The sequence below is a fragment of the Flagellimonas zhangzhouensis genome (genome assembly GCF_900102925.1).
Classification (GTDB): Bacteria; Bacteroidota; Bacteroidia; order Flavobacteriales; family Flavobacteriaceae; genus Flagellimonas; species Flagellimonas zhangzhouensis.
In genome coordinates this window covers 364,722-388,929 of the sequence record NZ_FNKI01000002.1, presented here as the reverse complement: position 1 = coordinate 388,929, position 24,208 = coordinate 364,722, and the positions used below count along the sequence as shown (strand labels likewise).

The following is a 24,208-nucleotide window of genomic DNA, read 5'->3' as shown; positions in this document are numbered from 1 at the left end:
CTGTGCGTAACCAAAAATTAAAACAAATCATATCTTAAACGTTGCCTTTAATTTGAATGAACAGAGAACAAATAAAAAAAGAGTATCAAGAAAATTTCAGAGAATTAAGAAAAACACTTAACTCTTGGGAATTAATTCCTGGGGCACCAAAAGACGAATTTGATGGACTAAATCATCAAATTTTGAGCAATTTATACAATGGTGCTGACTTGGAAAAGATAACTCGTGTTCTGGAAAGTGAGTTATCTGTAACCTACGGACTTTATAACGATGAGTTTGGAGCTGATGAAATGACTTCTGAAATAATCGAATGGTGGAACTTAAAACTTGCTGAAAGAATTCAATGATTTCGGACACAATCGACATAAAGGCTAACCTAACTCTGTATCCGACTGAACAAGGTGGACGGAAAACAGGAATTAAAACTAATTACAGACCTAATCACGTTTTTGAATACAAAGAAAACTCGTCTGATTCTGTGACAACTTATATTGGACAAGTTGAGTTTGAAAAGGAATTGATTTTACCAAGTGAAACAGAGATTGTAAAAGTCCGATTTCTAAAACACCAAAACATTGCAGATTTGATTGAAAAAGGAAGAATTTGGTGTATTCACGAAGGACCGAATAAAATCGGAGAAGCGGAAATAACTGAAATATTAACCAAAAAAACTAATGGCAACAATGGCTATAAGTAATTGCCCGTTCTCGTCTACTTCTGAAAATCCTCGCGCATTTTCAGTTCGGTGTGTACTTGCAAAATCAATTGATAAACCACGCAACTACTCATAGCCAAGCCGATAAGTGCATTTCCAAAAATTCCCTAACCCATCTTTGGAAACGCCCAACCGTTGTGATATTCGTTCATCAATAAGGCATCTGCTTTGGCATCGTTAAACTTTTTGTTTTCGGCATCCCAGAACAAGCGCTCGCCTGTTTTGTAAGCAATATTGCCTAAATGGCTTACCATGGCAGCATCATACCCCACTTTTATTGGTGCTTTTAAGATAGAGGCGTCTCGAGTTTTAACCGCTTCCAAGAAGTTTTTGGTGTGAAATCCCAATCCTTGTCCCACACCTTTTTGCAAGGGCACAGCTTCTATTTTTGGGCCTAAATCTTGACTCCAATGTGGGCGGTCGTGCTCAGGAATCACTTCCCAACCCCCACGGTCGAGCACCAAAGTTCCGTTGTTGCCTATAAAGGCCACGCCATGGTTTCGGCCGTAGTTACCACCATCAATACCTGTTGCGTGTTCCCAAAGCAGGGAAAAATCGCCAAAATCGTAAATGGTCTGCAAGGTATCTGGGGTTTCGGCCGCATCGTTTGGATAAGCAAACTTACCACCCATCGCCATCACAGATTTCGGATTGGAGGCTTTCATACCATACAAAGCATAGTCGATCATGTGAACCCCCCAATCGGTCATTAAACCACCTGCGTAGTCCCAATACCATCTAAAGTTAAAATGAAATCGATTTTTATTGAAAGGTCGGCTTTGTGCAGGTCCTAACCACATTTCGTAATCCACTCCTGAGGGCACAGGACTATCGGGCAACACGGGAATGGATTGCATCCAACCTTGGTAGGCCCATGCCTTTACCAAACGGATTTGCCCCAATTTACCCGAATGCACATAATTAATGGCATCCACAAAATGGGGTTCACTGCGTTGCCACTGCCCTATTTGCACCATTCGGTCGCTTGAATTCACCTTGGTCAGCATAGCTTCACTTTCTGCAACGGAATTGGCAATGGGCTTTTCGCAATACACATCCTTTCCTGCATCAATGGCATCGGTGAGTTGTAGGCAGTGCCAATGGTCTGGCGTACCAATAATGGCTATGTCAATATCTTTATCTTCCAGTAGTTTTCTGTAATCGGTATACCATTTTGGTTTTTTAATGCCTCCTTTTTCCAGTTCGGCTGTTTTTTCACGCAGTACATTTTCATCCACATCGCAAAGGGCCACCACTTCCACTTCACTGTTTTGCAACATGGAGCTCAAATCGGAAAATCCCATGCCGTTACAGCCGATCAGCCCCACCTGAATTTTGTCGTTGGGACTAATGGTTCGCCGAACGGACGCCAAAACATCCATTGGCAGGGCAAAGGATGCCCCTAAACCAGCCATGCACAATGAACTCTTTTTTACGAATTGTCTACGTGTTGCCATAATTTCAAATTTGGAATAAGATACAAAAAAAACGTCCCCCCAATTGCTTGGGAGGACGTCTTAAAATTATGATTTTCGGAACCTTAGCTTTTCTCAGCTGGGGCAGTGTTCAGTTTTTTGCTCATTTCCATGGAGATGGCAGAGCGATCAAACTTTAATCTTCCAGCCATGGTCTCGATTACACAAGAAAAATCCTTGTCGTTCAATTCCACGATTTTTCCGTGAAGACCACTTTTGGTGATGATCTTATCACCTTTTTTCAATTCCGATGTAAATTTCTTCTCATCCTTCTGACGTTTGATTTGTGGGCGAATCATAAAGAAATACGCCACAGCGAAAATCAAGATCAGAGGTAAAAATTGTCCTAGGTTTTCCATTCAGGTCTTTAAAATTATTTTACAGGACCAGCTGGCATAGCCTCTGGAGCTTGCACAAATGCTTTAATTCTCAAAAGTTCGGAACCTTTAGCGGTATTTGCAGTTACAGTGATGGTTTTAGTAACCTGGTTTTGTCCAGAACCGTTGAATTTAACCAATAGCTCACCTGTTTCACCTGGAGCGATAGGCTCTTTTGGAGGATTTGGAACAGTACATCCACAGCTACTTTTAGCATCGGTAATAATCAATGGAGCGTTACCTGTGTTTGTAAAAGCGAATGAATACTCTTGAGGAGTTCCTCTTTGGATGGTTCCAAAATCGTGCTCTGCTTTTTCAAATGTCATTACGGGAAGCAACTTCTGTGCATCATCCCTTGTTTCAGCTGTCTGTAAGTTATCAGCAACTATTTTTTCAGAAGCTTTGTCCTTGCAAGAAAAACTTACCAAGGCCACAGCCATAAGCAAACTAAAAATTGTTGTTATTCTTTTCATGATAAAAATTTGTTTCTCCAAAATTAAACAATTATTGTTTTATTGTAAACCCCTTCCAATTTTTTGCAATTTTCCTGAGGTTTTATACTCCTTCGCCAACTTGTCCAACACCCCGTTGATAAAAATGCTGCTCTTGGGTGTTGAGTATTCCTTCGCAATTTCCAAATACTCGTTCAAAGTTACCTTTTCGGGTATCGAAGGGAAATTTAATAACTCACAAATAGCCATTTTTAGTATAATGGAATCTATTTCTGCAATTCGGTCATTGTCCCAATTTGGGGTTTTACCTTCAATTTCCTTTTCCCATTTGGCATCGTTGAGCAATGTTTTGGTCAGGAGGTCATTGGCAAACTCCATATCTTCTTGATCCTTCAACAAAGCTGGCAAAAAGAAACGTTCGGACACATCGGGCTTGGCCTTTTTCAATCGTTTTACCAAGAAGGTATTCACAATCGGGAAGTCGTCCACCCATGTAAGCTTGTCATCCTCAAAGTACTCGTAGATCTTTTCGTTGGGTGCGATAATTTCGCGGAACAGGTTCAATACCAATTCGCGGTCGTCCACATAAGAACTTTCGCTAGTGGACATATATTCCTTGTAAATAGCACTTGCCACAATTTCTTTGTAAATGATCTTTACGTACTCTTCATTCAAGTACCAGTTGTCCAACTTGCGATTGGAAAGCTCGTTTTTGAGCGCATCATTATTCACCAATTGCAACAACAATCGGTTTTTAATAAATTTTTCTGGGTCTGGGTAGTTGTCATCCTCCGTGGCCACATACTTTCTGGAAGCATGGCTCACATGCTTTTCCGCCAAGCGGTGCAATTCTGCCAATAAACTTAACATTAGGAGATAGAGCACATACATGTTCTCTATACTGACTCTTAGGAATTTTTCCTGCTTTTGCAGGGATTCATCCTTGGATTGGACCAAGGCGTAGATGCACTGCATCACTTTTACTCTAATGTGCCTTCGGGTAAGCATGTCTAAAGAACTTTTAAAGTCATTAATTGGCTTTCGCTCGGCAAAAGTAAGCTTATATTTCAATCTTACCTACCAAAGTTGTTTTCTTATCACTTTTATAACATTTACTTTATTCCCAAAGGTATATATTTGCTGGATTGTCTTACAACTGACTAAAACTGTCCTCCCCTTTTATGAAGGAACTGAAACACCTTAATAAATACTTCAAAAAATACTGGTTTAAGCTGCTACTGGGTATTTTGATTACCATTATAGCTCGGATTTTTTCTTTAATCATGCCTTCGTACGTGAACAAATCCATCCAAGCTGTTGAGGAATATATGGCGGATGTAATTACCCTTTCGGATGCCAAAGGATTGTTGTTGCAATACATTTTGATTATCATCGGGGCGGCTATTTTATCTGGACTTTTTACTTTTTTAATGCGTCAGACCATTATTAATGTGTCTCGCTACATTGAATATGACCTAAAAAATGAGGTTTTTGATCATTATCAATTGTTGAGCCTCAACTTTTATAAAAGCAATCGTATTGGTGACTTGATGAACCGCATTAGTGAAGATGTGAGTCAGGTTCGAATGTATGGAGGGCCTGCGATCATGTACGGTATTCAAACGTTGACACTTTTTGTGTGTTTGGTGCCACTCATGTTCATCAAGGCACCCACTTTAGCGACCTACACCCTGTTGCCACTGCCTATTTTATCGATTTTGATTTATAAAATCAGTAAAATTATTCATAAAAGAAGCACCAAAGTACAGGAGTATTTATCTACCCTTTCTACGTTTACACAAGAATCATTTTCAGGAATTTCGGTGATCAAAGCTTATAGCATTGAACCAAGGGTTAATGAAGAAATGAGAAATTTGGCCATTGAAGGCAAGGACACCAGCATGTCTTTGGCCAAAGTGAACGCCTGGTTCTTTCCTTTAATGATCCTGCTGATCGGAATCAGTAATATTTTCGTGATCTACATTGGCGGCCGCCAATACATTAACGGAGAAATTGAAACTGTTGGAATTATTGCTGAGTTTATTCTGTATGTGAATATGCTTACGTGGCCCGTAGCAGTTGTGGGTTGGCTGACTTCGATTGTGCAACGTGCGGAAGCTTCACAAAAACGTATCAATGAGTTCTTGCAAGAGGAACCTGCCATTAAAAATATAGTAGCTGAGCACAAAAGTATTCATGGCGATATCGAGTTCAAGAATGTTACGTTCACGTATGAGGACACCGAAATTACAGCCTTGAACAATGTTTCTTTCAAAGTAAAAGCAGGAGAAACGGTTGCTATTTTGGGTAAAACAGGTTCAGGAAAATCAACCATTTTGGATTTGGTGGCCCGACTTTACGATGTTTCATCTGGTGAAGTTTTGGTGGATGGTGTTCCTGTTCAACAACTTAATTTGGACAGCCTTAGAAAAGCTATTGGGGCAGTACCGCAGGATGCCTTTTTATTTTCGGATACAATTGAAAACAATATCCGATTTGGGAATGAGAATGCCACCCATGAAGACATTGTAGAAGTTGCCAAAAAGGCCGTGGTACATAAAAACATTCAAGGCTTCGCTAAAAAATACGACACCATTCTTGGGGAACGTGGCATCACTTTAAGTGGTGGACAAAAGCAACGTGTATCCATTGCACGGGCACTTTTAAAAGATCCAAAAATCTATTTGTTCGATGATTGCCTGTCCGCTGTGGATACGGAAACCGAAGAAGAAATATTAAATAATCTAAAGAAAGTTTCAGAAAGCAAAACCACCTTGATTGTAAGCCACAGGGTATCGTCTGCGAAAAATGCGGACAAGATCATTGTGTTGGATCAGGGTAAAATCATTCAAGAGGGCACCCATGAAGAATTGAACAATCAGGAGGGGTACTATAAGGATCTCTACATCAATCAACTCTCGGGCAAAGAATCTTAAAAAAGTTGCTGAATTAGCTTTTTTTTTACATTTTTGGTAACTAAATACAACTTAGATAAATAACACTAAACCACATGGGCGAGAAAGATTTAATGGATCAGGAAGAGATTTATTCAAAAGTCTTAAGAGCAGGTAGAAGAACATATTTCTTTGATGTTAGAAGCACAAAAGCTGGAGACTACTACCTCACCATTACCGAGAGCAAAAAGTTTACCCACGATGATGGTTCCTTCCATTACAAAAAGCACAAAATCTATCTCTACAAAGAAGATTTTACCGCTTTTAAAGAGATCATGGAGGAAATGATGGACTATATTATCGACGAAAAAGGGCAAGAAGTAATATCTGAACGTCACCAAAAAGATTTTAAAAAGGAAGAAGACACCTTTAGTCAAAACGGCTCTACCACGGAAAGTTTTACCGACGTGGATTTCGACGACATTTAAAAGAATTTACATTTTAAATAGATGCAACGACCTGTTTTTAGCAGGTCGTTTTTTATTTTTGTACTTCCTGTAAAAACATTGAACCATGGCCAGAACGCCAAGTAATATGCTTCCTTTAGGAACAAAAGCTCCTGATTTTACTTTGTTGGATACTGTTTCTGACAGCACTCTTTCTTTGGATGCTGTAAAAGGAGAAAAAGGAACTGTGATCATGTTTATTTGCAACCACTGCCCCTTTGTGATTCATGTGAACCCCGAAATCTCCAAATTGGCCAAGGAATATCAATCCAAAGGCGTTGGTTTTGTTGCCATTTCCAGCAACGATGTGGAAAATTATCCGCAAGACTCTCCAGATTTGATGAAAGAAAAGGCCACGGAAGCCGATTACACCTTCCCTTATTTGTATGATGAAAGTCAAGCAGTGGCCAAAGCCTACGATGCAGCTTGCACCCCTGATTTTTATCTGTTTGATGCTGATTTAAATTTGGTTTACCGAGGTCAATTGGATGATTCAAGACCTCAAAATGGAATTCCTTTGACGGGTTCCGATCTCAGAAATGCCTTGGATTCCCTTTTAGAAGGAAAATCCATTGCGGCAGACCAAAAGCCCAGCTTAGGTTGCAACATCAAATGGAAATAAGTAAAGTTTTTTCTTTTTCAACCTATGGATCTCAACTTTATTCCCGTAACGCTTGCTAACCTTGACACCTATTTAGAGGTTGGTGTAAAATCGTACCGAGAGCATTATTTACACTTGTGGACCAATGCCGACCCAACGCCCTATATTTCTTATGGGTTGACAAAATCGGTAGTGGAAAAGGAATTAAAGGACCCCAATGCCAGCCATTATCTCATCAATTGCAAAGGAGAAACAGTGGGAATTCTAAAGTTGGTCCTGCATTGCGGTATTGATGAAATCACCCCAGAAGAAGCTCTAAAGGCAGAGAAAATTTACTTTCTTAAAGAGCATTCAGGCAAAGGATTGGGCAAACAAACCCTACAATGGATAGAGACCAAAGCCAAATCCTTGAACAAAAAACTAGTCTGGCTGGATACCATGCAAAAGGGCAATCCCATTCATTTTTATCAGAAAAATGGGTATGTCATCAAAAGGGAAAGCGAAGTGATACTCCCAGGTGTTTTGGACACCGAAAAACCCATGTGGATTTTGACCAAAAAACTGTAATTACCAGCCTTCTCGTTCAATTAAATTGGCAATGTGGGCTAAATGGTGGTTACTGTGCCATGCATATCTGCCCACATTAACTTCCAAAGTCGATTCTTGGTTCCCATCGGGGTGAATGAATTTTCGTTGCAATTGATCCGCTGTCAATCCCTTGATCAAATACACCAATTTGGCGTGGATCACTTTTAAATGGTCCAATGACATTTGGATGGGCGCCGTTCGAGAATCAAAAAGCTCCGCCCAAGCTTTCTCATTGTAGGGCTTTATTACGGGATTTTCCTCGGTCAAGGCCCATTTAAATCGAAGGTAACTGTTGTGGTGACTATCGGAAATATGGTGTACCAATTGTCTTACGGTCCAGCCGCCAGGTCGGTATGGGGTTTCCAATTGCTTTTCAGACAATGGGCTTACCAAGGCCTCCAATTTTTCTGGCAATTGTTCCAAGACCAAGATCCAATCTTTCACATCTTGTTCAGTAATAGTAGTTGGTAATTGAATTTTCCCAATGGGATAACGTAGCTGTTCGAGTTCTTGATTTTCCATATTTAAAAATATTAAACTTTTAGTCGTAGCCTAACACCAAACCTTCAAATTCTGGTAAAAAAGTTTAATAGAGTTTTAACGCATTAAAACGGACAGGTCGAAATAATCCCCTAAATTTATAGGATTAACCAAATTATCAATTTAAATCAAAATATATGGCAACGCTAAGATTAGGTGATACCGCTCCAGACTTTACGGCGGTAACTTCTGAAGGAACCCTTAACTTTTACGAATACCTGGGTGATGGATGGGGCATTTTGTTCTCTCACCCTGCTGATTTCACACCTGTTTGTACTACTGAATTGGGTACTGCTGCCAAGTTTAAGGATGAGTTCGCCAAAAGAAATGTAAAAATGATGGCCTTGAGTGTGGATGGCGCCGAATCGCACAAAGAATGGATCAAGGACATCAACGAAACCCAACACACGGAAGTCAACTTCCCGATCATTGCGGATGTGGAAAGAAAGGTTTCTGACCTTTACGATATGATTCACCCCAATGCAGACGATACCCTTACCGTTCGTTCGGTATTTATTGTTGGACCAGACAAAAAAATCAAGCTTATTCTTACCTATCCAGCTTCCACAGGTCGTAATTTTTATGAATTGCTTCGTGTTATCGATTCACTGCAGTTGACTGCACACCATAAAGTAGCAACTCCAGCAAATTGGGAAAATGGGCAAAAGGTTGTAGTAAGTCCTTCGATTCCAACAGCAGAAGCGAAAATCATTTTCACCAAGGGTGTTGAAGAGATTAAACCCTATTTACGTTTAACTCCAGATCCTACTGCATAAATCTTTTTGAAAAAAAACGGTTTAAAAACTGATTCTCATTAAATTAAACGTACCTTCGCGGCAGATTTAATTTTTTCAATTTTTATTATGAGTAAAGGAACAGTAAAATTCTTCAACGATTCCAAAGGATACGGATTCATCACTGAAGAAGGTTCAAACACAGATCACTTTGTACACATTTCAGGTTTAATCGACGAAGTAAGAGAAGGTGATGTTGTAGAATTCGAACTACAACAAGGTAAAAAAGGATTGAACGCCGTTAACGTACAAGTTATAGACTAAGGTTACAGTACACTTTTTTATAGAGCAAGCCCGGGTTTTCCCCGGGCTTTTATTTTTTCTTCATTTTTCACGCAACCAATCAGACTTTTCCTATCTAATTAGCAAACACTGTTCCCCACAACCATTAATCAAAATAACCCATGAACACTTTTTTTGCTATTCTCAGCTTTCTTTTAATCGTAAATGCATTGCTATTGGTTTGGAGCGTAAATGGTTCCAAAAAATAAAATTGAATTTTTTTAATACAATAGGTAGGGTTTTTTATCGTTCAATTGTTACGTAATAAATAACTCTGACCATGAATCCATTTTTAAGTATTTTATTTTTATTACTAGCGATTAACTTTTGTCTTCTTTTGGTAAGTGTAAATCGTTCTACAAAATAAAAAAGCTCCCATTTCTGGAAGCTTTTCTTATTTATATTATGGGTTAAATTTTATTTGACACCCATTAATTCCACATCAAAAATCAAAGTTGCATTCGGAGGTATAACCCCACCAGCTCCTGCGCTTCCGTAAGCCAAATGCGAAGGAATTACAAAACGAGCCTTATCGCCCACTTTCAATAAGCCAATACCTTCATCCCATCCTGGAATTACTTGTCCTACACCCAAAGTAAAATCGATCGGCTGTTTTCTTTTGTATGAAGAATCAAAGATTTGACCATTAGTCAATGCACCTTCATAATGTACAGAAACAGTATTTCCCTTTTCTGCTTTTGCACCACTTCCTTTCTGAATGATCTTATAACGAAGTCCGCTATCCGTTTTATCAAAACCAGCGGCCAATTTTTCCATCTCGGCTTCGGCTTGGGCCTTAGCTTCTGCAATGCGTCTTTCACGAGCACCTTCAAAAACCCTAAAAGCTTCGATGGCATTCCAGTTTTCAGCTTCATCCCCTATTCTTACAATCTCTAAGCTCTCTATTTGATCTCCTTGAGCTATGGCATCCACTATATCCTGACCTTCCACAACATGCCCAAACACAGTGTGTTTGTTGTCTAACCAAGGGGTTGCTACGTGGGTAATAAAAAACTGGCTTCCATTGGTTCCAGGACCTGCATTGGCCATAGAAAGCACTCCAGGTTTGTCGTGTACCAACTCTGGGTGGAATTCATCATCAAATTTATATCCTGGATCACCTGTTCCAGTTCCTGAAGGACATCCTCCTTGGATCATAAAATCGGCAATTACCCTGTGGAATTTAAGCCCATCGTAATAAGGTGTACCTTGCGGTTTAGCACTGTTTTCCATATTACCCTCGGCCAATGCCACAAAGTTACCTACCGTTCCAGGTGTTTTATCGTGGGTTAGTTTTACCAAAATCTCCCCTTTGGAGGTATTAAATTTTGCGTAGATTCCGTCTTGCATTATATGTGATTAATAGATTATTAGCTTCAAATTTCCTTGGATTTTCCAAGGTTGCAAAGATACGGGTTTAATGTAAATAAGTATAGAGGAGGCAATAACTTAATCCTAGACATTCACTATTTCTTTAAAACTGTTATTTTAGATATACAACCAACGCATGTCATACGTAAATATGCATTATGCGCTAGAGAATTGGTAGTACTAAATGAAAAGCTCGATATCAATTTTATTTCTTCTTTTAATCCTAACGGGCTGTAGACATGAACCCGATTCAATTTTAATGGAACCCATTTTAGGAATGGAATTTATTAAAATAAAAAAGGGAAGTTTTCATATGGGAGATTATGAAAAATTAAAAGATTCAGAATTATTACATGAGGTAAACATTACAAATGATTATTGGCTCGGAAGAACGGAAGTAACCCAAGCTCAATGGCAAAAAATAATGGGAGACAAAACATTACATCCTGAAAAGCCTTCCCCTTTTCACAATGTGAATCCTGACTTTCCGATAATAAGTGTTTCGTTTTATGATATTGAATTATTTCTTACCCGATTAAATGATCTATCAACAGAATTCCAATTCCGTCTTCCTACGGAGGCCGAGTGGGAATATGCTTGTAGAGCTGGAACTAAAACACCATTTTCCTATGGAGCAGTACTTGATGATAGTTTAGCAAACTACAATGCTAATATAAATTCAAAATATACTAAGAAAGGCACTTTTCTTGGTAGTCCAACTCCTGTGGGTAGTTACCCTCCAAATCAATGGGGTCTTTTTGATATGCACGGCAATGTTTGGGAATGGGTCAGTGACTGGTATGCCCCATACACCACTAATAAAGTCACAAATCCAACTGGTCCCCTTGAAGGGCAAGAAAAAGTAATACGTGGCGGCAGCTGGTACTTTGGTGCAGCAAATGCGAAATCTTCAAATAGACGAACTCATGAACCTAATTTATGGGGGTTTTCAATTGGATTTAGATTAATTTGTGAAAGGAAAATTTAAGTACGCTTACAACATTTTTTAAAAGTTGATTGGATAAAAAATAAAGTCCTTATCTTTATTTTATGACACTTTCAAGAACACATATTATTCTTTTTTCAATAGCGACCTTGTTGTTGGTGCCTTTTATTGCAATGCAATTCAGTTCCGAAGTACAATGGTCTGCATTTGACTTTTTGGTAGCTGGAATTCTATTATCCTCTCTTGGTTTTTCCATCAACTTCATTCTAAAAAAATCCAAAGAAGCCCAAAAAAGGCTTTTATGGGTATCGGTTATTGTTGGTCTATTCTTATTGCTTTGGGCCGAAATTGCAGTGGGAGTTTTTGGTTCCCCGATTGCTGGATCCTAACTTTTAGGATTTCCTGCCATTATCAATTCTAAAAGTTACGTTAAATCGTACTTAAAGGAAGGTATTCCGACCTTTCCCTTCTTTCGCCTTTCATATATTTTAATGATCTTTAGCGTTTTCAACTTTCATGAATGGGCAAAAGGAAGAAGCAAGCCAAAGTATTACGCATTTTTAGAAAAGTACACCGAACCACAGGAGCTTTATTATTTATATTTTTCTTTATTATTTCCATTTCAGGACTCTTTTTAGGTTGGAAAAAGAACTCTAACGGTTACATTATTCCCAAAACCCAAAAGGGCACCACATCCGACCTTACTAAATGGTTGCCAGTAGACAGCCTACACACTATTGCCTGCACTACTTTGCGCGAAGAGGTCTCCCCTGATATGTCAATAGAAATAGATCGTATTGATATGCGAAAGGACAAAGGTTCCGTAAAATTTGTGTTTGTGGAGCAATATATGGAAGTACAATTGGACGGTGCTACTGGTGAGGTGCTATCGGTTGGAAAACGGCGTTCCGATTTCTTGGAAAATGTGCATGACGGCTCGATTCTAGATGATTATTTGGGTACAGGTAGTTTTGTAAAATTAACCTACACCTCTGTCATGGGAATTTCCCTATTAATTTTCACCATAACTGGTTTCTGGTTGTGGTACGGCCCCAAACAAATGAAAAAGGACAGTAGAAAGAAACTTCATTCAGCTACATAAAAAAACCGTCCTAAAATAGGACGGTCTTTTTAAGAGTAAGTTTCTAGAATTACCCCTTTATCTTTTTTACTGGCATGGTTCCATATTTATCAATGAGGTATACCAAACTGGCCATAGTGGCAGCTCCTAATTCCAATTCACGCTTGTTCACATGCTCAAAGGTATCGTTCTCAGCGTGGTGATGATCAAAATAACGCTGACTATCAGGACGAAGTCCAGCGAGCACCATTCCTTCTTCTTTTAGTGGTCCTATGTCGGCTCCACTCCCGCCTTTTACGAACATATGCACCAAATAAGGTTCAAATAGATCTCGCCATCCTTGGATTTGTTTGATGTTATCCTCCGAAGCATCAATGGAAAATCCACGTGGCGTAAATCCGCCTGAATCACTTTCCAAGGCGAACACGTGGTTTTCATTTTTGTTTCGAGCCACTTCAGCATATTTGTTTCCGCCGCGCATCCCATTTTCCTCATTCATAAAAAGTACCACACGTAAAGTTCTTTTAGGACGATATCCAGTTTCTTTCAACAATCGTAAAACATCCATGCTCTGTACACAACCCGCGCCATCATCATGCGAACCATCTCCCAAATCCCATGAATCCAAATGTCCACCAACAACCATAACTTCATTGGGGAACTCACTTCCAGTAATCTCACCAATCACATTATAAGATTGCACATCTTCGTATTGCTTACAATTTTGTTTGAAATAAAATTTAACATCAGGATTCAATTTTAGCGTAGTGCTCAATAACTCTGCTCCATTGGTGCTGATGGCCGCTGCTGGAATCCTTTCACTGACTGGTGTGTCGCCATATCGCATATTTCCAGTGTGTGGATAATCGTCCAATCTTAAATTCATGGAACGTACAATAACTCCAACCGCACCAAATTTGGCAGCTTCAACTGCACCTGTGCTTCTTTGGTCTACGCAACCTGAATATGCAGTGAACGTATTGATCAAAGTGGGCTCCATGGGACGGTTGTAGAAAACGATTTTGCCTTCAATTTTATCCCTGCCCAATTTTTCCAACTCTTCAATGCCTTGCACTTCCACAATATTGGCTTTTAAACCACCACTTGGAGTTGACACCGAACCTCCTAAAGCACAAATAGGCACATTGGTGGTCAGTCCTGGTTTGGTTTCAAAATAAGCGAACTCAGGAACCCCACGCACCCATTTGGGCACCATTACGGGTTGTAACCACACACGGTCCAATCCCAAAGAATCCAATTGGGCTTTGGTATAATCAACTGCCTCCTGCGCTTGCACGGATCCTGACAGCCTCCCTCCAATTTGGTTGGATAAATAGTTGAGCCAATCGTAAGCTTTACCATTGGTCAATGCTTTATCATAAATCGATTTGATTTGTTTTTCGTCTTCGGTTTGAGAAAAAAATGGGGTGCTGACCAATAGAAAGGCCATTAGTAGGGTTACTCTCATGTTGTTTCTTTATCCAATTCTTGTTTAAAGATTTCTAAATTAGCCTTTATTTCATCGTCCAACTCAGGCTCCTCTATATCTTTGTATTTTTTTAACGCTTCCAACATAATTGAAGCCACAATTACTCGTGCCGCTTCTTTATTGTCAGCGGGAATCACGAACCACGGAGCATATTCTTCGGATGTTTTGTTCAAGGCTTCTTGGTAGCAGGCTTGATATTTGCCCCACAGTTTTCGCTCCTCCAAATCCCCTGGAGAAAATTTCCAATTCTTTTGCTTTAATTCAATTCTTCGCAATAGACGTTGCCGTTGTTCTTCTTTGGAAAGGTTGAGAAAGAATTTGAATATGATTGTTCCGTTTTGTGCAACATGCTGTTCAAATTCACGAATCTGCTGATACCTTTTTTCCCAGAATGCCTCATCAATATCTCCAACTTCGTCAACCTTGGGCAGGTTTTCACCCAAAATATATTCTGGATGCACTTTAGTGACCAACACATTTTCATAATGTGTTCGGTTAAAAACAGAGAATTTACCACGCTCTGGCAAAGCAATATAATGCCGCCATAAGTAATCGTGTTTTTTCTCCAAAGTGGATGGCACTTTAAAACTATGCACTACAACGCCCCTTACATTAAAGTCTTTAAACACTTCTCTTATAAGGCTGTCCTTTCCAGCGGTATCCATGCCTTGTAGACACACTAAAACCCCATACTTTCCATGGGCGTATAAGGTATCTTGAAATTCTCCTAAATCTTTGCGAATCTTCTTCAATGCCTTTTTCAGTTCCTTTTCGGAGGCACCGAAATCCTCATAGGTGTTTTCCTTGGTCAAATCGAGCGTTCCCTGTACTCGATATGTGGTTGCTTCTATATTTTTCATTGCAATGAAGATAACCCTTTTTGTGCATTTGAACATACGTACAAGTTAGGGTGCATTTCATCGGACTTTTTACCTTTTATAGTCTAAGTTGGTGTTTTAAACGATTTATTTTCCTACAAAAATACACTACAACATAACTTTATGAATATCAATACGCAAAGTCCCAAATCTAAAGCGTTATGAAAAAGAAGAATATTATCCTACTTATAGTCTTCATCGTAGGCCTTGTTAGTCTATTGATCATGACTTCGGCATTTAAAACTCCACAAGCTTGCACCTACGCGAGTTCAAATCTTGATTTCATTAAAACTGAAATTGAAAAAGCTGTTTCCTCTAAGGACATCAACATTGCTAAATACCATGCGTATAAAGCTTTGAACAGCATCGAAAAAACAAGGAACAATTTTCTGGATTGTGGTTGTGATGGTACTATTGAAAGTTTGGAAAAAACACTTTCCCATTTAAAAATTGCTACCAAATCAGACAATTTAAGAAGTTCCAAAACAGATTTACACATAGCTTTGGAGAATGTTTTGATTGGGGAAAAAGTATTGCGCATTTTTGAAGAAGAGACCACTAGTAGTTATGGAACCAATATTTTGGTAATGAATACCAAACAAGCTTTGGAAACTGAAAACTCCATTCTATTAACCCAAGGAAATGCTATTGAGAAACAGGTTCACAATTGTTTATTGAGTTTTGAAACTTCTTTGGACAAAGTGGTTACCGATGTCGACTGCCCCGATGCACAGCGATTTATTACAAATATTTATGAGGAATCTCGTTTGATTTTGTTGAACACCGAACTTTCTCCCCATAAAAAAGAGTATCACCAACGTGTGAAAGAGTTATCGGAAAATGCTTTGAATCGACTTAAAAAATGTAATTGACTATTTGCTGGCAAATAGTTTCACATCTTCTTCTGAAACTTCCTTACCTCCCAAAATAATCAAGCGTTCCACAACATTGCGTAGTTCACGCACATTACCTGTCCAATCGTAACCTTTTAATAATTCCAACGCTTTTTTAGAAAAGCTTTTTTGTGCCGTTCCCTGCTCCGATGCAATTTTTTGGGAAAAGTGTTCAATCAAAAGCGGAATATCATCGCGTCTATCGTTCAAAGCTGGCACCTTGATCAAAATCACGGCCAATCGGTGGTAAAGGTCTTCACGGAATTTACCGTCTTCTATTTCTTTCTTTAAATCTTTGTTTGTCGCGGCCAGCACCCTAACATCCACCTTAATGTCCTTATCGGAACCGACACGGGAAATTTTATTTTCTTGCAAGGCACGCAACACTTTTGCTTGGGCAGAAAGGCTCATATCCCCAATTTCATCCAAAAATATAGTACCCTTGTTGGCAGCTTCAAACTTACCTGCACGATCTTTTACTGCAGATGTAAACGCCCCCTTTACATGCCCAAACAATTCACTTTCAATCAATTCGGAAGGTATTGCCGCACAGTTCACCTCGATAAAAGGTGCAGATGATCGCGGGCTTTTTTGATGCACCCAGTGGGCCACCAATTCCTTACCTGTACCATTGGATCCCGTAATGAGCACTCGGGCATCGGTTGGGGCCACTTTTTCGATCATATCCTTTATGGTGCCGATCTCATCACTCTCCCCGATCATTTCGTAGTTTTTGGAGACCTTCTTTTTAAGAATCTTGTTTTCGACTACCAATTCCTTTCGGTCCAAAGCATTTCGAACAGTGGTCAACAAACGATTTAAATCTGGTGGTTTGGAAATGTAATCGAATGCCCCAAGGCGCATGGTGTTTACCGCAGTATCCAAATCACCGTGACCAGAAATCATGATAAAAGGAATTTCAGGTTTAATCTTTTTGGCAGCTTCCAAGACCTCAACACCATCCATTTTGGGCATTTTAATATCGCAAAGCACGAGATCGAAATCCTCCTTTTTTACGGCTTCAATACCCTCAAGGCCATTTTCGGCCTCATGGACGCTATAGTTATCGTTCTCTTCTGCAAGAATCTTAACCAGCACTCTTCGAATGGCCGATTCATCTTCTATTACCAAAATTTTTGACATACCTAAAGTTTAAAAAATTCCTATTTTGAAACCAGTCCTTATATAAAAACTCGACTCATTATTCAATAAATATACTGATCCTTGATCATCATTCCGAAGTATCCCTTCTTGAATCACTGACCTTCCCAACGTAGCAAAAAGCGCCATTCTATTGGATATATTGTATTGATATCCTAAACTCCCTACCAATGCGGTCAACGATATTTTGGAGGCCACTTGACCATCATCCATGATCACATCATTCTGGAGATTGATATAATAACCATCCAAGAACAATGCCAACTCTACCAAATGCTTTTTATTTATGTGGTGCCTAAAGTTACTTCTAGGAATTCCCAAGGTATAGGACCAATTGGGGTGAAACCTTCTGTAATAATTGATCAAAGGTAATGGAACAGGCAAACCAGTGGTACTATTATAGGTTAAACCCAGCACCAATCGGTAAGGTTTATCGGCATTGGGACGCTCCTTCCAGATGGTTGCCGTGGCATTCATGAAAAAATCATCCGCCTCGGTGCCATCCAATAAGTTGGAGGCCAATCTGGGCGTTAAAATCGCAATGAAATTCCAATTTTCATTCAATTTGGTAATGATCCCAGCATTAAAATCAATCACATGAAAACGGATCAGTTCACTCTTATCAAATGGTAATTCCTTGGAATAATCCATATCAAACCGATTGTACTCAAACCCAGTAATCAAATAATCATTCTTCTCGTTTAGTTTTATGGGAAAATTGAAAAGTGCCTTATAACGTTGAGTTTTCATTCCCGCATCGTTTTCGGGAATGTTCAAATAATCGAACCGAAGAATATCTGTACTTTGTGCCCATCCAATCTGACTACAAAGCAATACAACAAAAGCCAACAGCTTCCAATTTGTACTATGGGGGTTTAAGGTTTTTATTTTATTCTATTGTTTAGGCTGAATAATGTGTATATCTCTCTGTGGAAACGGAATGGATACGTTGTTTTCCCTGAACTTGGCATCTATCTTGTAACGCATTTCACTTTTTATCCTGGGATCTCTAAACGTATCGTTTGTAAAAAAGAAAATGGAAAATATCAATGCAGAATCCCCAAAGTCTTCGAACAAAACGAAAGGCTTGGGATTTTTTAATACTTGTTTCTGTGTATGTGCTATTTCTTCCAAAATCTTGGTCACCAATTGTACATCGCTTCCATAGGCTACCCCCACACTCACCTTTTCACGAGTGGTCTTGTGGTTTTGGGTATAGTTATAAACGATGTCGCTGATGAATTTATGATTAGGCAAGATCAAAACTTTATCATCTCTGGTAATGGCCCTTGTGGTACGTAGTTTAATTTCGAAAACCTTTCCTACTTTTCCATCAACTTCGACCACATCACCCACTTGCAACGATTTGTCGATTATAATGAAAATACCTCCAAGAATATCCTTGAACAATTCTTGCAAAGCAAGACCCAAACCAACAAATAGAGCCGCCGATGCAGTAATCACCAATGTGATATCTACCCCTGCTGCACTTAGGGTAAAAACTACCGCAATTAAATAAATAACATAATTGAGAAATTTGAAAACACTGGAGAACTTTTGCTTGTCCTCCTGTTCCATTTTTCGAGTCAGCAAATGGCGCAACCACTTCAACACAAACTTAGTTGCTATAAGTGCAACCGTCAAGAGGAGCAATAAACCAATGGTTAAGTGAATGGATTTTTCACCTTCGCCCAGATGCACACCAAGATTTAAAAAATCCTTGATGGTGCCCCAAACATCTTCTTTGATGATTTCTTTTATGTCTTCTGCACCTTCTTGCATAATTTTTTAGTATTTCAACCATTTTACCAACTCTTTATAAGTTGGCTTTTTACCATACATTAAAATTCCTGTTCTGTATATTTTGGCTGCCAAGGTCACTATTCCCAAAAAGGTGACAATCAGCACGCCAACAGATGTTAAAAACTGCCATAGTGGTACACCTCCTTCTCCAATTCCACCAGGCAAACGCATGAGCATTACAATCGGCGATGTCAACGGGAACAATGAAAATGCCACGGCAATGGGTCCATGTGGGTTGCTGAATACTGAAAAGAAGCCCACATAGATGGCCAACATCAAAGGTAAAATAATAGGAAATATAAATTGTTGTGTATCGGTCTCATTATCCACGGCAGCACCGATAGCGGCATAAATAGAACTGTAGATCAAATAGCCCAGCACAAAATAAATAAAGAAGGAAACAATCAACAATCCCCACGGAATATCCAAAATCTCTTGGGCATACAGCAACATTTCACTGTCCATACCTTCAATCTGCGACATTCCAGCTCCCATTGGTCCAGCGGGCATGGGAGAATCTCCTGATAGTTGCGCCAAATCAATTCCAAAAAGCATTACCGCCAATGCTAAAAGTATGGAAGCCGATATGATCCAAATGGTAAATTGGGTCAACCCCGCCAGGGATGTTCCAATAATTTTCCCCAACATCAATTGAAAGGGTTTTACGGAAGAAATGATCACTTCGATAATGCGACTGGTTTTTTCCTCGATCACACTGCGCATTACAAATCCACCGTAAATAATAATGAACATCATAATGGCATAACCGAATCCACCACCGATCACGGCTTTTATTTCATTGATGCCCTTCATGCTCTTTTCGCCCTCAAAAGTGGCCAAGTTGATTTCAAATGGGGCCTCTACGGTTGAAAATTGCTCGGAACTCACCCCCAACTTTTGCAAACGGTCTTGTCGCAATTGTCTTTGAAAAATGTTTTCCAATTTTTGGGTGATGTTGGTATTGGGGTTGTCCTTTGTAAAAAGATACGAGGACTTTGCTGTCTTTTCAACATTTTGTTCATTCGGCAGATACAACAATCCATAATATTCCAAAGCGTTGGTAGAATCTTTGGCTTCCTCTAAACCAATCCCCTCAAATTGTACGAAGGACAGATTTTTAGTCGGCTGAAATTCTTCCATAAAAAAGCTGCTCTCGTTCAAAACCGCCACCACTCGGGTTTCATCATCGTTTACTTTTGCCAAATAAGCAATCAACACGATCATTCCCACAATCAAAAGTGGACTCAAAATGGTCATCACTACAAACGAACGGTTGCGTACCTTGGCCAAATATTCCCTTCTTATGATCAATCCGATTTTACTTGCCATTATCCTTGTTGTTTACGGTTTGAATAAAAATATCGTTGGCCGAAGGAATGGTTTCTTCAAAACGATTGATGTTGGCCATGCTCGAAAGTTCGGTCAAAACTCCCGCTGTATTTGAATTTGGCAGCTGTACCTTAAAATCCAATTGGTTTTCCGCCAAATCGATATGGGATGAAAGTATGTTGAACTTTTCTTCCAAAGTCTTCAATAGTGCATGCGCATCTTTCTCCGCTTGAAGTCCAATATTGAAAATGTTGTTTTTGTATGCTTTTTTGATGTCGGATAATTTTCCGTCCAAAATCTTTTCGGATTTATGAATCAATGCGATGTACTCACAAAGTTCCTCCACAGATTCCATTCGGTGCGTAGAAAAGATAATAGAGGTTCCGTTTTCTTTTAATTGTAGAATTTCATCTTTGATGAGATTGGCATTTATAGGGTCGAAACCACTAAATGGCTCATCAAAAATGAGCAGTTTAGGTTCGTGCAATACAGTAACAATAAATTGAATCTTCTGCGCCATCCCTTTGGAAAGTTCTTGCACTTTCTTGTTCCACCAATCCCCAATATCCAAACGGTCGAACCAATATTTTAATCGGGTTTTGGCTTCAGCTTTGGACAATCCCTTCAATTGGGCCAGATACAATGCTTGCTCCCCTACCTTCATACTTTTGTACAATCCGCGTTCTTCGGGCAAATAGCCGATCATGGCAATATGATGTGGTGCTAAAGGCTCGCCATTGAACAAAACCTCTCCAGTATCTTGATGCGTAATCTGGTTGATGATTCGAATAAATGAGGTCTTTCCAGCCCCATTTGGGCCCAAAAGTCCATAAATACAATTCGTTGGGATTTCTAGCGATATGTTGCGCAATGCAGTATAGTCTCCATAAGTTTTGGACACATTTTTGGCAACAAGGATATGATCCATGTAATCTATTTTTTCAAAGATATGTAATTGTTGAAAAACAAGGTTTCCCTTAAAAACAAAAACCCACCCTTAAAGCAAATTAAGGATGGGAAAAAAATTGCTATGAAAAAGAAAATTAGATATCGGTCACCCAACATCAGTTTCAAATATACGTTTTTTATTTAAACAGAAAGATTTTTATTCTTAAGAGAACATATCTTTTACCTTCTCAAAGAAGGATTTATCCGATTTTTCGGGCCTTGGCGTGAAATTTTCATCGCCTTGCATACGTTCAAAAAACTCTTTCTGCTCCTTATTTAGTGTCTTTGGTGTCCAAACGTTCACATGAACCAAAAGGTCACCACTTCCATATCCGTTTAAACTTGTGATTCCTTTTCCTCTCAATCTCAAAATCTTTCCAGATTGAATTCCTGGCTCCAATTTAATGCGCACTTTACCTCCAACGGCATCAATTTCTTTGGAACTGCCCAAAACTGCTTCGGAAATACTGATGTATAGATCATAGTGCAAGTTGTCTCCTTCACGCTTCAAGGTTTCATGTTCCAAAGTCTCAATGGCTACCAACAAATCTCCAGAAATACCATTGCCAGGAGCTGCGTTACCTTTTCCAGACACCTTCAACTGCATGCCATCTTCTACTCCAGGTGGAATTTTAATGGATACGGTTTCTTCCACTACTTTCATTCCTTGAGCATCTGCATCGGCAGGTTTTTTGTCAATTGTTTGACCAGAACCACCGCAAGTTGAACAAGTGGTCGCTGTTTGCATACGTCCCAAAATGGTATTGGTCACTTTCATGATTTGTCCAGTACCATTACACGTATGACAAGTTTTATAGGACACTCCATCTGCTTGAAGCTTACGGCGCACCTTTACTTTTTTCTCCACACCATTGGCTACTTCTTCCAAGGTAAGCTTTACGCGGATACGAAGGTTACTTCCTTTCATTCTGCGTTGACCACCTCCACCGAAGCCGCCAAAACCACTGAATCCACCTCCTCCAAAGGCTCCACCGAAAATATCCCCAAACTGACTGAAGATATCATCCATGTTCATACCTCCGCCACCAAAACCTTGACTTCCGTCGAAAGCAGCGTGTCCGAATTGGTCGTACTTGGCTTTTTTGTCTGGATCACCCAAAACTTCGTAGGCTTCTGCTGCTTTTTTGAACATTTCCTCAGCCTTTTCATCGCCTGGGTTCTTGTCGGGGTGAAATTCAATCGCCTTTTTTCTATAGGCTTTTTTGATTTCTGCAGCAGTAGCTCCTTTGGATACTCCTAATATGTCGTAATAATCCTCCTTCATAAATAATTAGTTTCCAACAACAACTTTAGGGTGTCTTATAATGCGATCTCCGAGTTTGAATCCTTTTTCGACCACATCGATAATTTTCCCTTTCAATTTTTTGTTCGGGGCGGGAATCTGGGTGATGGCATCGTGCACATCGGCATCGAAAGCATCTCCTTCACCAACTTCGATTTGCTCCAAGCCCTTGTTCTTTAAAGTTTCTTTGAATTTATTGCTGATGAGCTCCACTCCTTTGAACATTTCCTTATCCTCAGATTTGGCAAGTTCCTTAAGGGCACGGTCAAAATCGTCCATCACGGGCAACAATGCCACAATGACTTCTTGTCCTGCAGTTTTGAACAAATCCATACGTTCTTTGGAAGTTCTCTTTTTGAAGTTCTCAAACTCGGCAAACAATCTTAGGAATTTATCCTTTTCTTTAGCCAAATCTTCTTTCAATTGGTCTTCCACAGATACTTCTTCTTGTTGTTCTTCTGCTTGGTCGCTGTTTATATCTTCACCGTTCAGCTCAGTACTCCCGTCGGTTTGTCCTTTTTTGGACTCCTCTTCCATTTCCTCAACCTTACTTTTATCGCTCATGTCTATTAATTTTTTACCAATATGAAGTGGCAAAAGTACTGCCAATTGTCCAAAAATGTCAAAATGTCACAGCAAAACATAAAAAAATCCGCAAAAGCGGACTTTGAGTAGGTTAAACTATGGAGTAATATTATATCAATTCATTTTCAGCGGCTTCCAAGGCCTTTGTTTCCTCCCTATTTTCAACATAGATTTGATTCAAGGCCAAACAAATGTTGGAGTACTGAAAAGTGAATCCTTCTTCTTCAATTTTTTTACTGCTCACTCGTTGGCTTGCCAATAAGAGTGTGGACATTTTACCGAGAACTGCCTTCAAAAGAAATTCTGGCACATGGGGCAACCATAAAGGTCTGTCCAAAATTTCGGCTAGTTTTTGGGTAAGTTTTGTATTGGTCACTGGATTCGGTGCCACCCCATTGAATACTCCACTCAAGTTGTTTTCAATAATGAAGACGAACATTTGTGCCAAATCATCAATATGAATCCAAGATTGCCATTGGTTACCCGAACCTATTGGAGCTCCGACAAAATTTTTGATGGGCATGGCCATTTTTGGCAAGGCTCCACCTTCATCTGAAAGCACCAATCCGATTCTTACTTTGGCAACATCCAATCCCAATGCTTTAAAGGTATCTGCTTCTGCCTCCCATTTGGTCACCACTTCTCCCAAAAAACCATCATCAATGGCTTTAGTGTCCTCATTATAATAATTGGAAGTGGAATCTGGATAAATACCTATGGCCGAAGCAGAAACAAAACACTCTACTTCTTGGGCACCAGCTTTTTCAACGCCTTTTTTTAAAGTAGCTAAGCTATCGACCCTACTGGAAAGCATGTTCTTTTTATTGGAAGGTGTCCAGCGCTTGGCAATGCTCGATCCTGCCAAATTGATAATGGCCTGAACATCTTTAAAGCAATCCAAATCGATTTCACCTTTGGAAGGGTTCCAATAGTATCCTTGGAAATCTTCATCGGATGAAATTTTCTCTTTGCTGGTCGTTAAATAATTAATGGGGATACCTTTGCGTTGCAATACCTTAACAATGGCCTGCCCCACCAATCCTGTAGCCCCTGTAATCAATACCCTCATAGAATTATTTTGGACAAAATTACACGTTTATAGTGCTGTTTTTCAGACGTTAATTTAGGTTTAACACTATTGCGCGAATTTTATAACTTTTTATGATTTCGGAGGGTTAAAATATTAACATCTCCACT

Annotated in this window: 28 protein-coding genes; 12 read left to right on the top strand and 16 right to left on the bottom strand. The window is 39.5% G+C overall.

Annotated elements, in window-relative coordinates; genetic code table 11:
- The first annotated feature begins 56 nt into the window (after positions 1–56).
- Both BLQ18_RS08550 and BLQ18_RS16995 read left to right on the top strand, forming a co-directional pair.
- Positions 57–347, top strand: a complete 291-nt coding sequence (locus BLQ18_RS08550) for a hypothetical protein (protein ID WP_090294347.1) — start codon at positions 57–59, stop codon at positions 345–347.
- Entirely contained in the window at positions 344–697 is a 354-nt protein-coding gene (locus BLQ18_RS16995; protein ID WP_090294303.1) for a hypothetical protein, read from the top strand. Before BLQ18_RS08550 ends, BLQ18_RS16995 begins: the two co-directional genes overlap by 4 nt.
- A 125-nt stretch (positions 698–822) precedes the next feature.
- Here BLQ18_RS16995 and BLQ18_RS08540 read toward each other — a convergent pair whose 3' ends face one another.
- The 4 genes from BLQ18_RS08540 to nusB all read right to left on the bottom strand — a co-directional run bounded on the left by BLQ18_RS08540 (position 823) and on the right by nusB (position 4,027).
- Complete coding sequence (locus BLQ18_RS08540) at positions 823–2,172, bottom strand: Gfo/Idh/MocA family protein (protein ID WP_090294300.1); 1,350 nt, start codon at positions 2,170–2,172, stop codon at positions 823–825.
- An 83-nt stretch (positions 2,173–2,255) separates the two neighbouring features.
- Positions 2,256–2,549: a preprotein translocase subunit YajC gene (yajC, locus tag BLQ18_RS08535; protein WP_090294297.1), complete on the bottom strand. Its 294-nt coding sequence runs from the start codon at positions 2,547–2,549 to the stop codon at positions 2,256–2,258.
- A 14-nt stretch (positions 2,550–2,563) separates the two neighbouring features.
- Positions 2,564–3,040, bottom strand: a complete 477-nt coding sequence (locus tag BLQ18_RS08530) for a DUF1573 domain-containing protein (RefSeq protein WP_090294294.1) — start codon at positions 3,038–3,040, stop codon at positions 2,564–2,566.
- Between the two features lie 39 nt (positions 3,041–3,079).
- Positions 3,080–4,027 (bottom strand): transcription antitermination factor NusB, encoded by a 948-nt coding sequence (gene nusB, locus BLQ18_RS08525; RefSeq protein WP_090297457.1) that lies wholly within the window; start codon positions 4,025–4,027, stop codon positions 3,080–3,082.
- Between the two features lie 173 nt (positions 4,028–4,200).
- Here nusB and BLQ18_RS08520 point away from each other — a divergent pair, with 173 nt between their 5' ends.
- The 4 genes from BLQ18_RS08520 to BLQ18_RS08505 all read left to right on the top strand — a co-directional run bounded on the left by BLQ18_RS08520 (position 4,201) and on the right by BLQ18_RS08505 (position 7,587).
- Positions 4,201–5,955, top strand: coding sequence for an ABC transporter ATP-binding protein (locus BLQ18_RS08520; protein WP_090294292.1), 1,755 nt, complete (start codon positions 4,201–4,203; stop codon positions 5,953–5,955).
- Positions 5,956–6,029: 74 nt separating this feature from the next.
- A complete protein-coding gene (locus BLQ18_RS08515; protein ID WP_090294290.1) occupies positions 6,030–6,401 on the top strand; it encodes a PUR family DNA/RNA-binding protein in 372 nt (123 codons plus the stop codon).
- 85 nt (positions 6,402–6,486) lie between these two features.
- Positions 6,487–7,041 (top strand): thioredoxin family protein, encoded by a 555-nt coding sequence (locus BLQ18_RS08510; protein ID WP_090294287.1) that lies wholly within the window; start codon positions 6,487–6,489, stop codon positions 7,039–7,041.
- 24 nt (positions 7,042–7,065) lie between these two features.
- Entirely contained in the window at positions 7,066–7,587 is a 522-nt protein-coding gene (locus BLQ18_RS08505; protein WP_090294284.1) for a GNAT family N-acetyltransferase, read from the top strand.
- Here the strand turns inward: BLQ18_RS08505 and BLQ18_RS08500 are convergent, their stop codons facing one another.
- The gene (locus tag BLQ18_RS08500; RefSeq protein ID WP_090294280.1) at positions 7,588–8,130 is read right to left on the bottom strand and encodes a YfiT family bacillithiol transferase; all 543 of its coding nucleotides are present in this window, start codon (positions 8,128–8,130) and stop codon (positions 7,588–7,590) included.
- A gap of 155 nt (positions 8,131–8,285) precedes the next feature.
- Between BLQ18_RS08500 and BLQ18_RS08495 the strand changes: the two genes are divergently transcribed.
- Entirely contained in the window at positions 8,286–8,924 is a 639-nt protein-coding gene (locus BLQ18_RS08495) for a peroxiredoxin (protein ID WP_090294277.1), read from the top strand.
- 87 nt (positions 8,925–9,011) lie between these two features.
- Complete coding sequence (locus BLQ18_RS08490) at positions 9,012–9,206, top strand: cold-shock protein (protein WP_090294275.1); 195 nt, start codon at positions 9,012–9,014, stop codon at positions 9,204–9,206.
- Positions 9,207–9,641: 435 nt separating this feature from the next.
- On the opposite strand, the gene BLQ18_RS08485 is transcribed toward BLQ18_RS08490, so the two are convergent.
- Positions 9,642–10,574 (bottom strand): peptidylprolyl isomerase, encoded by a 933-nt coding sequence (locus tag BLQ18_RS08485; protein WP_090294272.1) that lies wholly within the window; start codon positions 10,572–10,574, stop codon positions 9,642–9,644.
- 280 nt (positions 10,575–10,854) lie between these two features.
- On the opposite strand from BLQ18_RS08485, the gene BLQ18_RS08480 reads away from it, so the two are divergent.
- From BLQ18_RS08480 to BLQ18_RS08470, 3 genes are all read left to right on the top strand, one after another.
- A complete protein-coding gene (locus BLQ18_RS08480) occupies positions 10,855–11,583 on the top strand; it encodes a formylglycine-generating enzyme family protein (protein ID WP_175443740.1) in 729 nt (242 codons plus the stop codon).
- 62 nt (positions 11,584–11,645) lie between these two features.
- Positions 11,646–11,930: a hypothetical protein gene (locus tag BLQ18_RS08475; protein WP_090294266.1), complete on the top strand. Its 285-nt coding sequence runs from the start codon at positions 11,646–11,648 to the stop codon at positions 11,928–11,930.
- Between the two features lie 131 nt (positions 11,931–12,061).
- Positions 12,062–12,643, top strand: a complete 582-nt coding sequence (locus BLQ18_RS08470; RefSeq protein WP_090294263.1) for a PepSY domain-containing protein — start codon at positions 12,062–12,064, stop codon at positions 12,641–12,643.
- 49 nt (positions 12,644–12,692) lie between these two features.
- Here BLQ18_RS08470 and BLQ18_RS08465 read toward each other — a convergent pair whose 3' ends face one another.
- Together BLQ18_RS08465 and BLQ18_RS08460 are read right to left on the bottom strand one after the other, a co-directional pair.
- Positions 12,693–14,090: a M20/M25/M40 family metallo-hydrolase gene (locus BLQ18_RS08465; protein ID WP_090294261.1), complete on the bottom strand. Its 1,398-nt coding sequence runs from the start codon at positions 14,088–14,090 to the stop codon at positions 12,693–12,695.
- Positions 14,087–14,971 carry a PPK2 family polyphosphate kinase gene (locus BLQ18_RS08460; RefSeq protein WP_090294259.1) on the bottom strand — a complete coding sequence of 295 codons (885 nt, stop codon included), beginning with the start codon at positions 14,969–14,971 and terminating at the stop codon, positions 14,087–14,089. Before BLQ18_RS08460 ends, BLQ18_RS08465 begins: the two co-directional genes overlap by 4 nt.
- Before the next feature lie 179 nt (positions 14,972–15,150).
- Between BLQ18_RS08460 and BLQ18_RS08455 the strand changes: the two genes are divergently transcribed.
- Positions 15,151–15,861: a hypothetical protein gene (locus BLQ18_RS08455; RefSeq protein WP_139150379.1), complete on the top strand. Its 711-nt coding sequence runs from the start codon at positions 15,151–15,153 to the stop codon at positions 15,859–15,861.
- On the opposite strand, the gene BLQ18_RS08450 is transcribed toward BLQ18_RS08455, so the two are convergent.
- From BLQ18_RS08450 to BLQ18_RS08415, 8 genes are all read right to left on the bottom strand, one after another.
- A complete protein-coding gene (locus BLQ18_RS08450; protein ID WP_090294254.1) occupies positions 15,862–17,025 on the bottom strand; it encodes a sigma-54-dependent transcriptional regulator in 1,164 nt (387 codons plus the stop codon).
- Between the two features lie 9 nt (positions 17,026–17,034).
- On the bottom strand, positions 17,035–17,892 hold the full coding sequence (locus tag BLQ18_RS08445) for a DUF6268 family outer membrane beta-barrel protein (protein WP_245668095.1): 858 nt from the start codon (positions 17,890–17,892) through the stop codon (positions 17,035–17,037).
- Between the two features lie 45 nt (positions 17,893–17,937).
- Positions 17,938–18,825: a mechanosensitive ion channel family protein gene (locus BLQ18_RS08440; protein WP_090294250.1), complete on the bottom strand. Its 888-nt coding sequence runs from the start codon at positions 18,823–18,825 to the stop codon at positions 17,938–17,940.
- Positions 18,826–18,831: 6 nt separating this feature from the next.
- Positions 18,832–20,175 carry an ABC transporter permease gene (locus tag BLQ18_RS08435; RefSeq protein WP_090294247.1) on the bottom strand — a complete coding sequence of 448 codons (1,344 nt, stop codon included), beginning with the start codon at positions 20,173–20,175 and terminating at the stop codon, positions 18,832–18,834.
- On the bottom strand, positions 20,165–21,103 hold the full coding sequence (locus tag BLQ18_RS08430; RefSeq protein WP_090294245.1) for an ABC transporter ATP-binding protein: 939 nt from the start codon (positions 21,101–21,103) through the stop codon (positions 20,165–20,167). The genes BLQ18_RS08435 and BLQ18_RS08430 overlap by 11 nt, the downstream gene beginning before the upstream one ends.
- 183 nt (positions 21,104–21,286) lie before the next feature.
- Entirely contained in the window at positions 21,287–22,408 is a 1,122-nt protein-coding gene (gene dnaJ, locus BLQ18_RS08425) for a molecular chaperone DnaJ (protein ID WP_090294242.1), read from the bottom strand.
- 6 nt (positions 22,409–22,414) lie between these two features.
- Positions 22,415–22,990, bottom strand: coding sequence for a nucleotide exchange factor GrpE (locus BLQ18_RS08420; protein ID WP_090294240.1), 576 nt, complete (start codon positions 22,988–22,990; stop codon positions 22,415–22,417).
- A 130-nt stretch (positions 22,991–23,120) separates the two neighbouring features.
- Positions 23,121–24,080 carry a TIGR01777 family oxidoreductase gene (locus tag BLQ18_RS08415; protein ID WP_090294237.1) on the bottom strand — a complete coding sequence of 320 codons (960 nt, stop codon included), beginning with the start codon at positions 24,078–24,080 and terminating at the stop codon, positions 23,121–23,123.
- Positions 24,081–24,208 lie beyond the last annotated feature (128 nt).

Bases quoted from the DNA above. Each gene is read 5' to 3' on its own strand.
- BLQ18_RS08540 (WP_090294300.1), bottom strand. From the start codon at position 2,172: ATGGCAACACGTAGACAATTCGTAAAAAAGAGTTCATTGTGCATGGCT.
- BLQ18_RS08465 (WP_090294261.1), bottom strand. From the start codon at position 14,090: ATGAGAGTAACCCTACTAATGGCCTTTCTATTGGTCAGCACCCCATTT.
- BLQ18_RS08430 (WP_090294245.1), bottom strand. From the start codon at position 21,103: ATGGATCATATCCTTGTTGCCAAAAATGTGTCCAAAACTTATGGAGAC.
- BLQ18_RS08480 (WP_175443740.1), top strand. From the start codon at position 10,855: ATGGAACCCATTTTAGGAATGGAATTTATTAAAATAAAAAAGGGAAGT.
- BLQ18_RS08530 (WP_090294294.1), bottom strand. From the start codon at position 3,040: ATGAAAAGAATAACAACAATTTTTAGTTTGCTTATGGCTGTGGCCTTG.
- BLQ18_RS08440 (WP_090294250.1), bottom strand. From the start codon at position 18,825: ATGCAAGAAGGTGCAGAAGACATAAAAGAAATCATCAAAGAAGATGTT.
- BLQ18_RS08490 (WP_090294275.1), top strand. From the start codon at position 9,012: ATGAGTAAAGGAACAGTAAAATTCTTCAACGATTCCAAAGGATACGGA.
- BLQ18_RS08475 (WP_090294266.1), top strand. From the start codon at position 11,646: ATGACACTTTCAAGAACACATATTATTCTTTTTTCAATAGCGACCTTG.
- BLQ18_RS08455 (WP_139150379.1), top strand. From the start codon at position 15,151: ATGAAAAAGAAGAATATTATCCTACTTATAGTCTTCATCGTAGGCCTT.
- yajC (WP_090294297.1), bottom strand. From the start codon at position 2,549: ATGGAAAACCTAGGACAATTTTTACCTCTGATCTTGATTTTCGCTGTG.
- BLQ18_RS08500 (WP_090294280.1), bottom strand. From the start codon at position 8,130: ATGGAAAATCAAGAACTCGAACAGCTACGTTATCCCATTGGGAAAATT.
- BLQ18_RS08460 (WP_090294259.1), bottom strand. From the start codon at position 14,971: ATGAAAAATATAGAAGCAACCACATATCGAGTACAGGGAACGCTCGAT.
- BLQ18_RS08505 (WP_090294284.1), top strand. From the start codon at position 7,066: ATGGATCTCAACTTTATTCCCGTAACGCTTGCTAACCTTGACACCTAT.
- BLQ18_RS08485 (WP_090294272.1), bottom strand. From the start codon at position 10,574: ATGCAAGACGGAATCTACGCAAAATTTAATACCTCCAAAGGGGAGATT.
- BLQ18_RS08510 (WP_090294287.1), top strand. From the start codon at position 6,487: ATGGCCAGAACGCCAAGTAATATGCTTCCTTTAGGAACAAAAGCTCCT.
- BLQ18_RS08495 (WP_090294277.1), top strand. From the start codon at position 8,286: ATGGCAACGCTAAGATTAGGTGATACCGCTCCAGACTTTACGGCGGTA.
- BLQ18_RS08415 (WP_090294237.1), bottom strand. From the start codon at position 24,080: ATGAGGGTATTGATTACAGGGGCTACAGGATTGGTGGGGCAGGCCATT.
- BLQ18_RS08520 (WP_090294292.1), top strand. From the start codon at position 4,201: ATGAAGGAACTGAAACACCTTAATAAATACTTCAAAAAATACTGGTTT.
- BLQ18_RS16995 (WP_090294303.1), top strand. From the start codon at position 344: ATGATTTCGGACACAATCGACATAAAGGCTAACCTAACTCTGTATCCG.
- BLQ18_RS08515 (WP_090294290.1), top strand. From the start codon at position 6,030: ATGGGCGAGAAAGATTTAATGGATCAGGAAGAGATTTATTCAAAAGTC.
- dnaJ (WP_090294242.1), bottom strand. From the start codon at position 22,408: ATGAAGGAGGATTATTACGACATATTAGGAGTATCCAAAGGAGCTACT.
- BLQ18_RS08550 (WP_090294347.1), top strand. From the start codon at position 57: ATGAACAGAGAACAAATAAAAAAAGAGTATCAAGAAAATTTCAGAGAA.
- BLQ18_RS08435 (WP_090294247.1), bottom strand. From the start codon at position 20,175: ATGGCAAGTAAAATCGGATTGATCATAAGAAGGGAATATTTGGCCAAG.
- BLQ18_RS08420 (WP_090294240.1), bottom strand. From the start codon at position 22,990: ATGAGCGATAAAAGTAAGGTTGAGGAAATGGAAGAGGAGTCCAAAAAA.
- BLQ18_RS08450 (WP_090294254.1), bottom strand. From the start codon at position 17,025: ATGTCAAAAATTTTGGTAATAGAAGATGAATCGGCCATTCGAAGAGTG.
- nusB (WP_090297457.1), bottom strand. From the start codon at position 4,027: ATGCTTACCCGAAGGCACATTAGAGTAAAAGTGATGCAGTGCATCTAC.
- BLQ18_RS08470 (WP_090294263.1), top strand. From the start codon at position 12,062: ATGGGCAAAAGGAAGAAGCAAGCCAAAGTATTACGCATTTTTAGAAAA.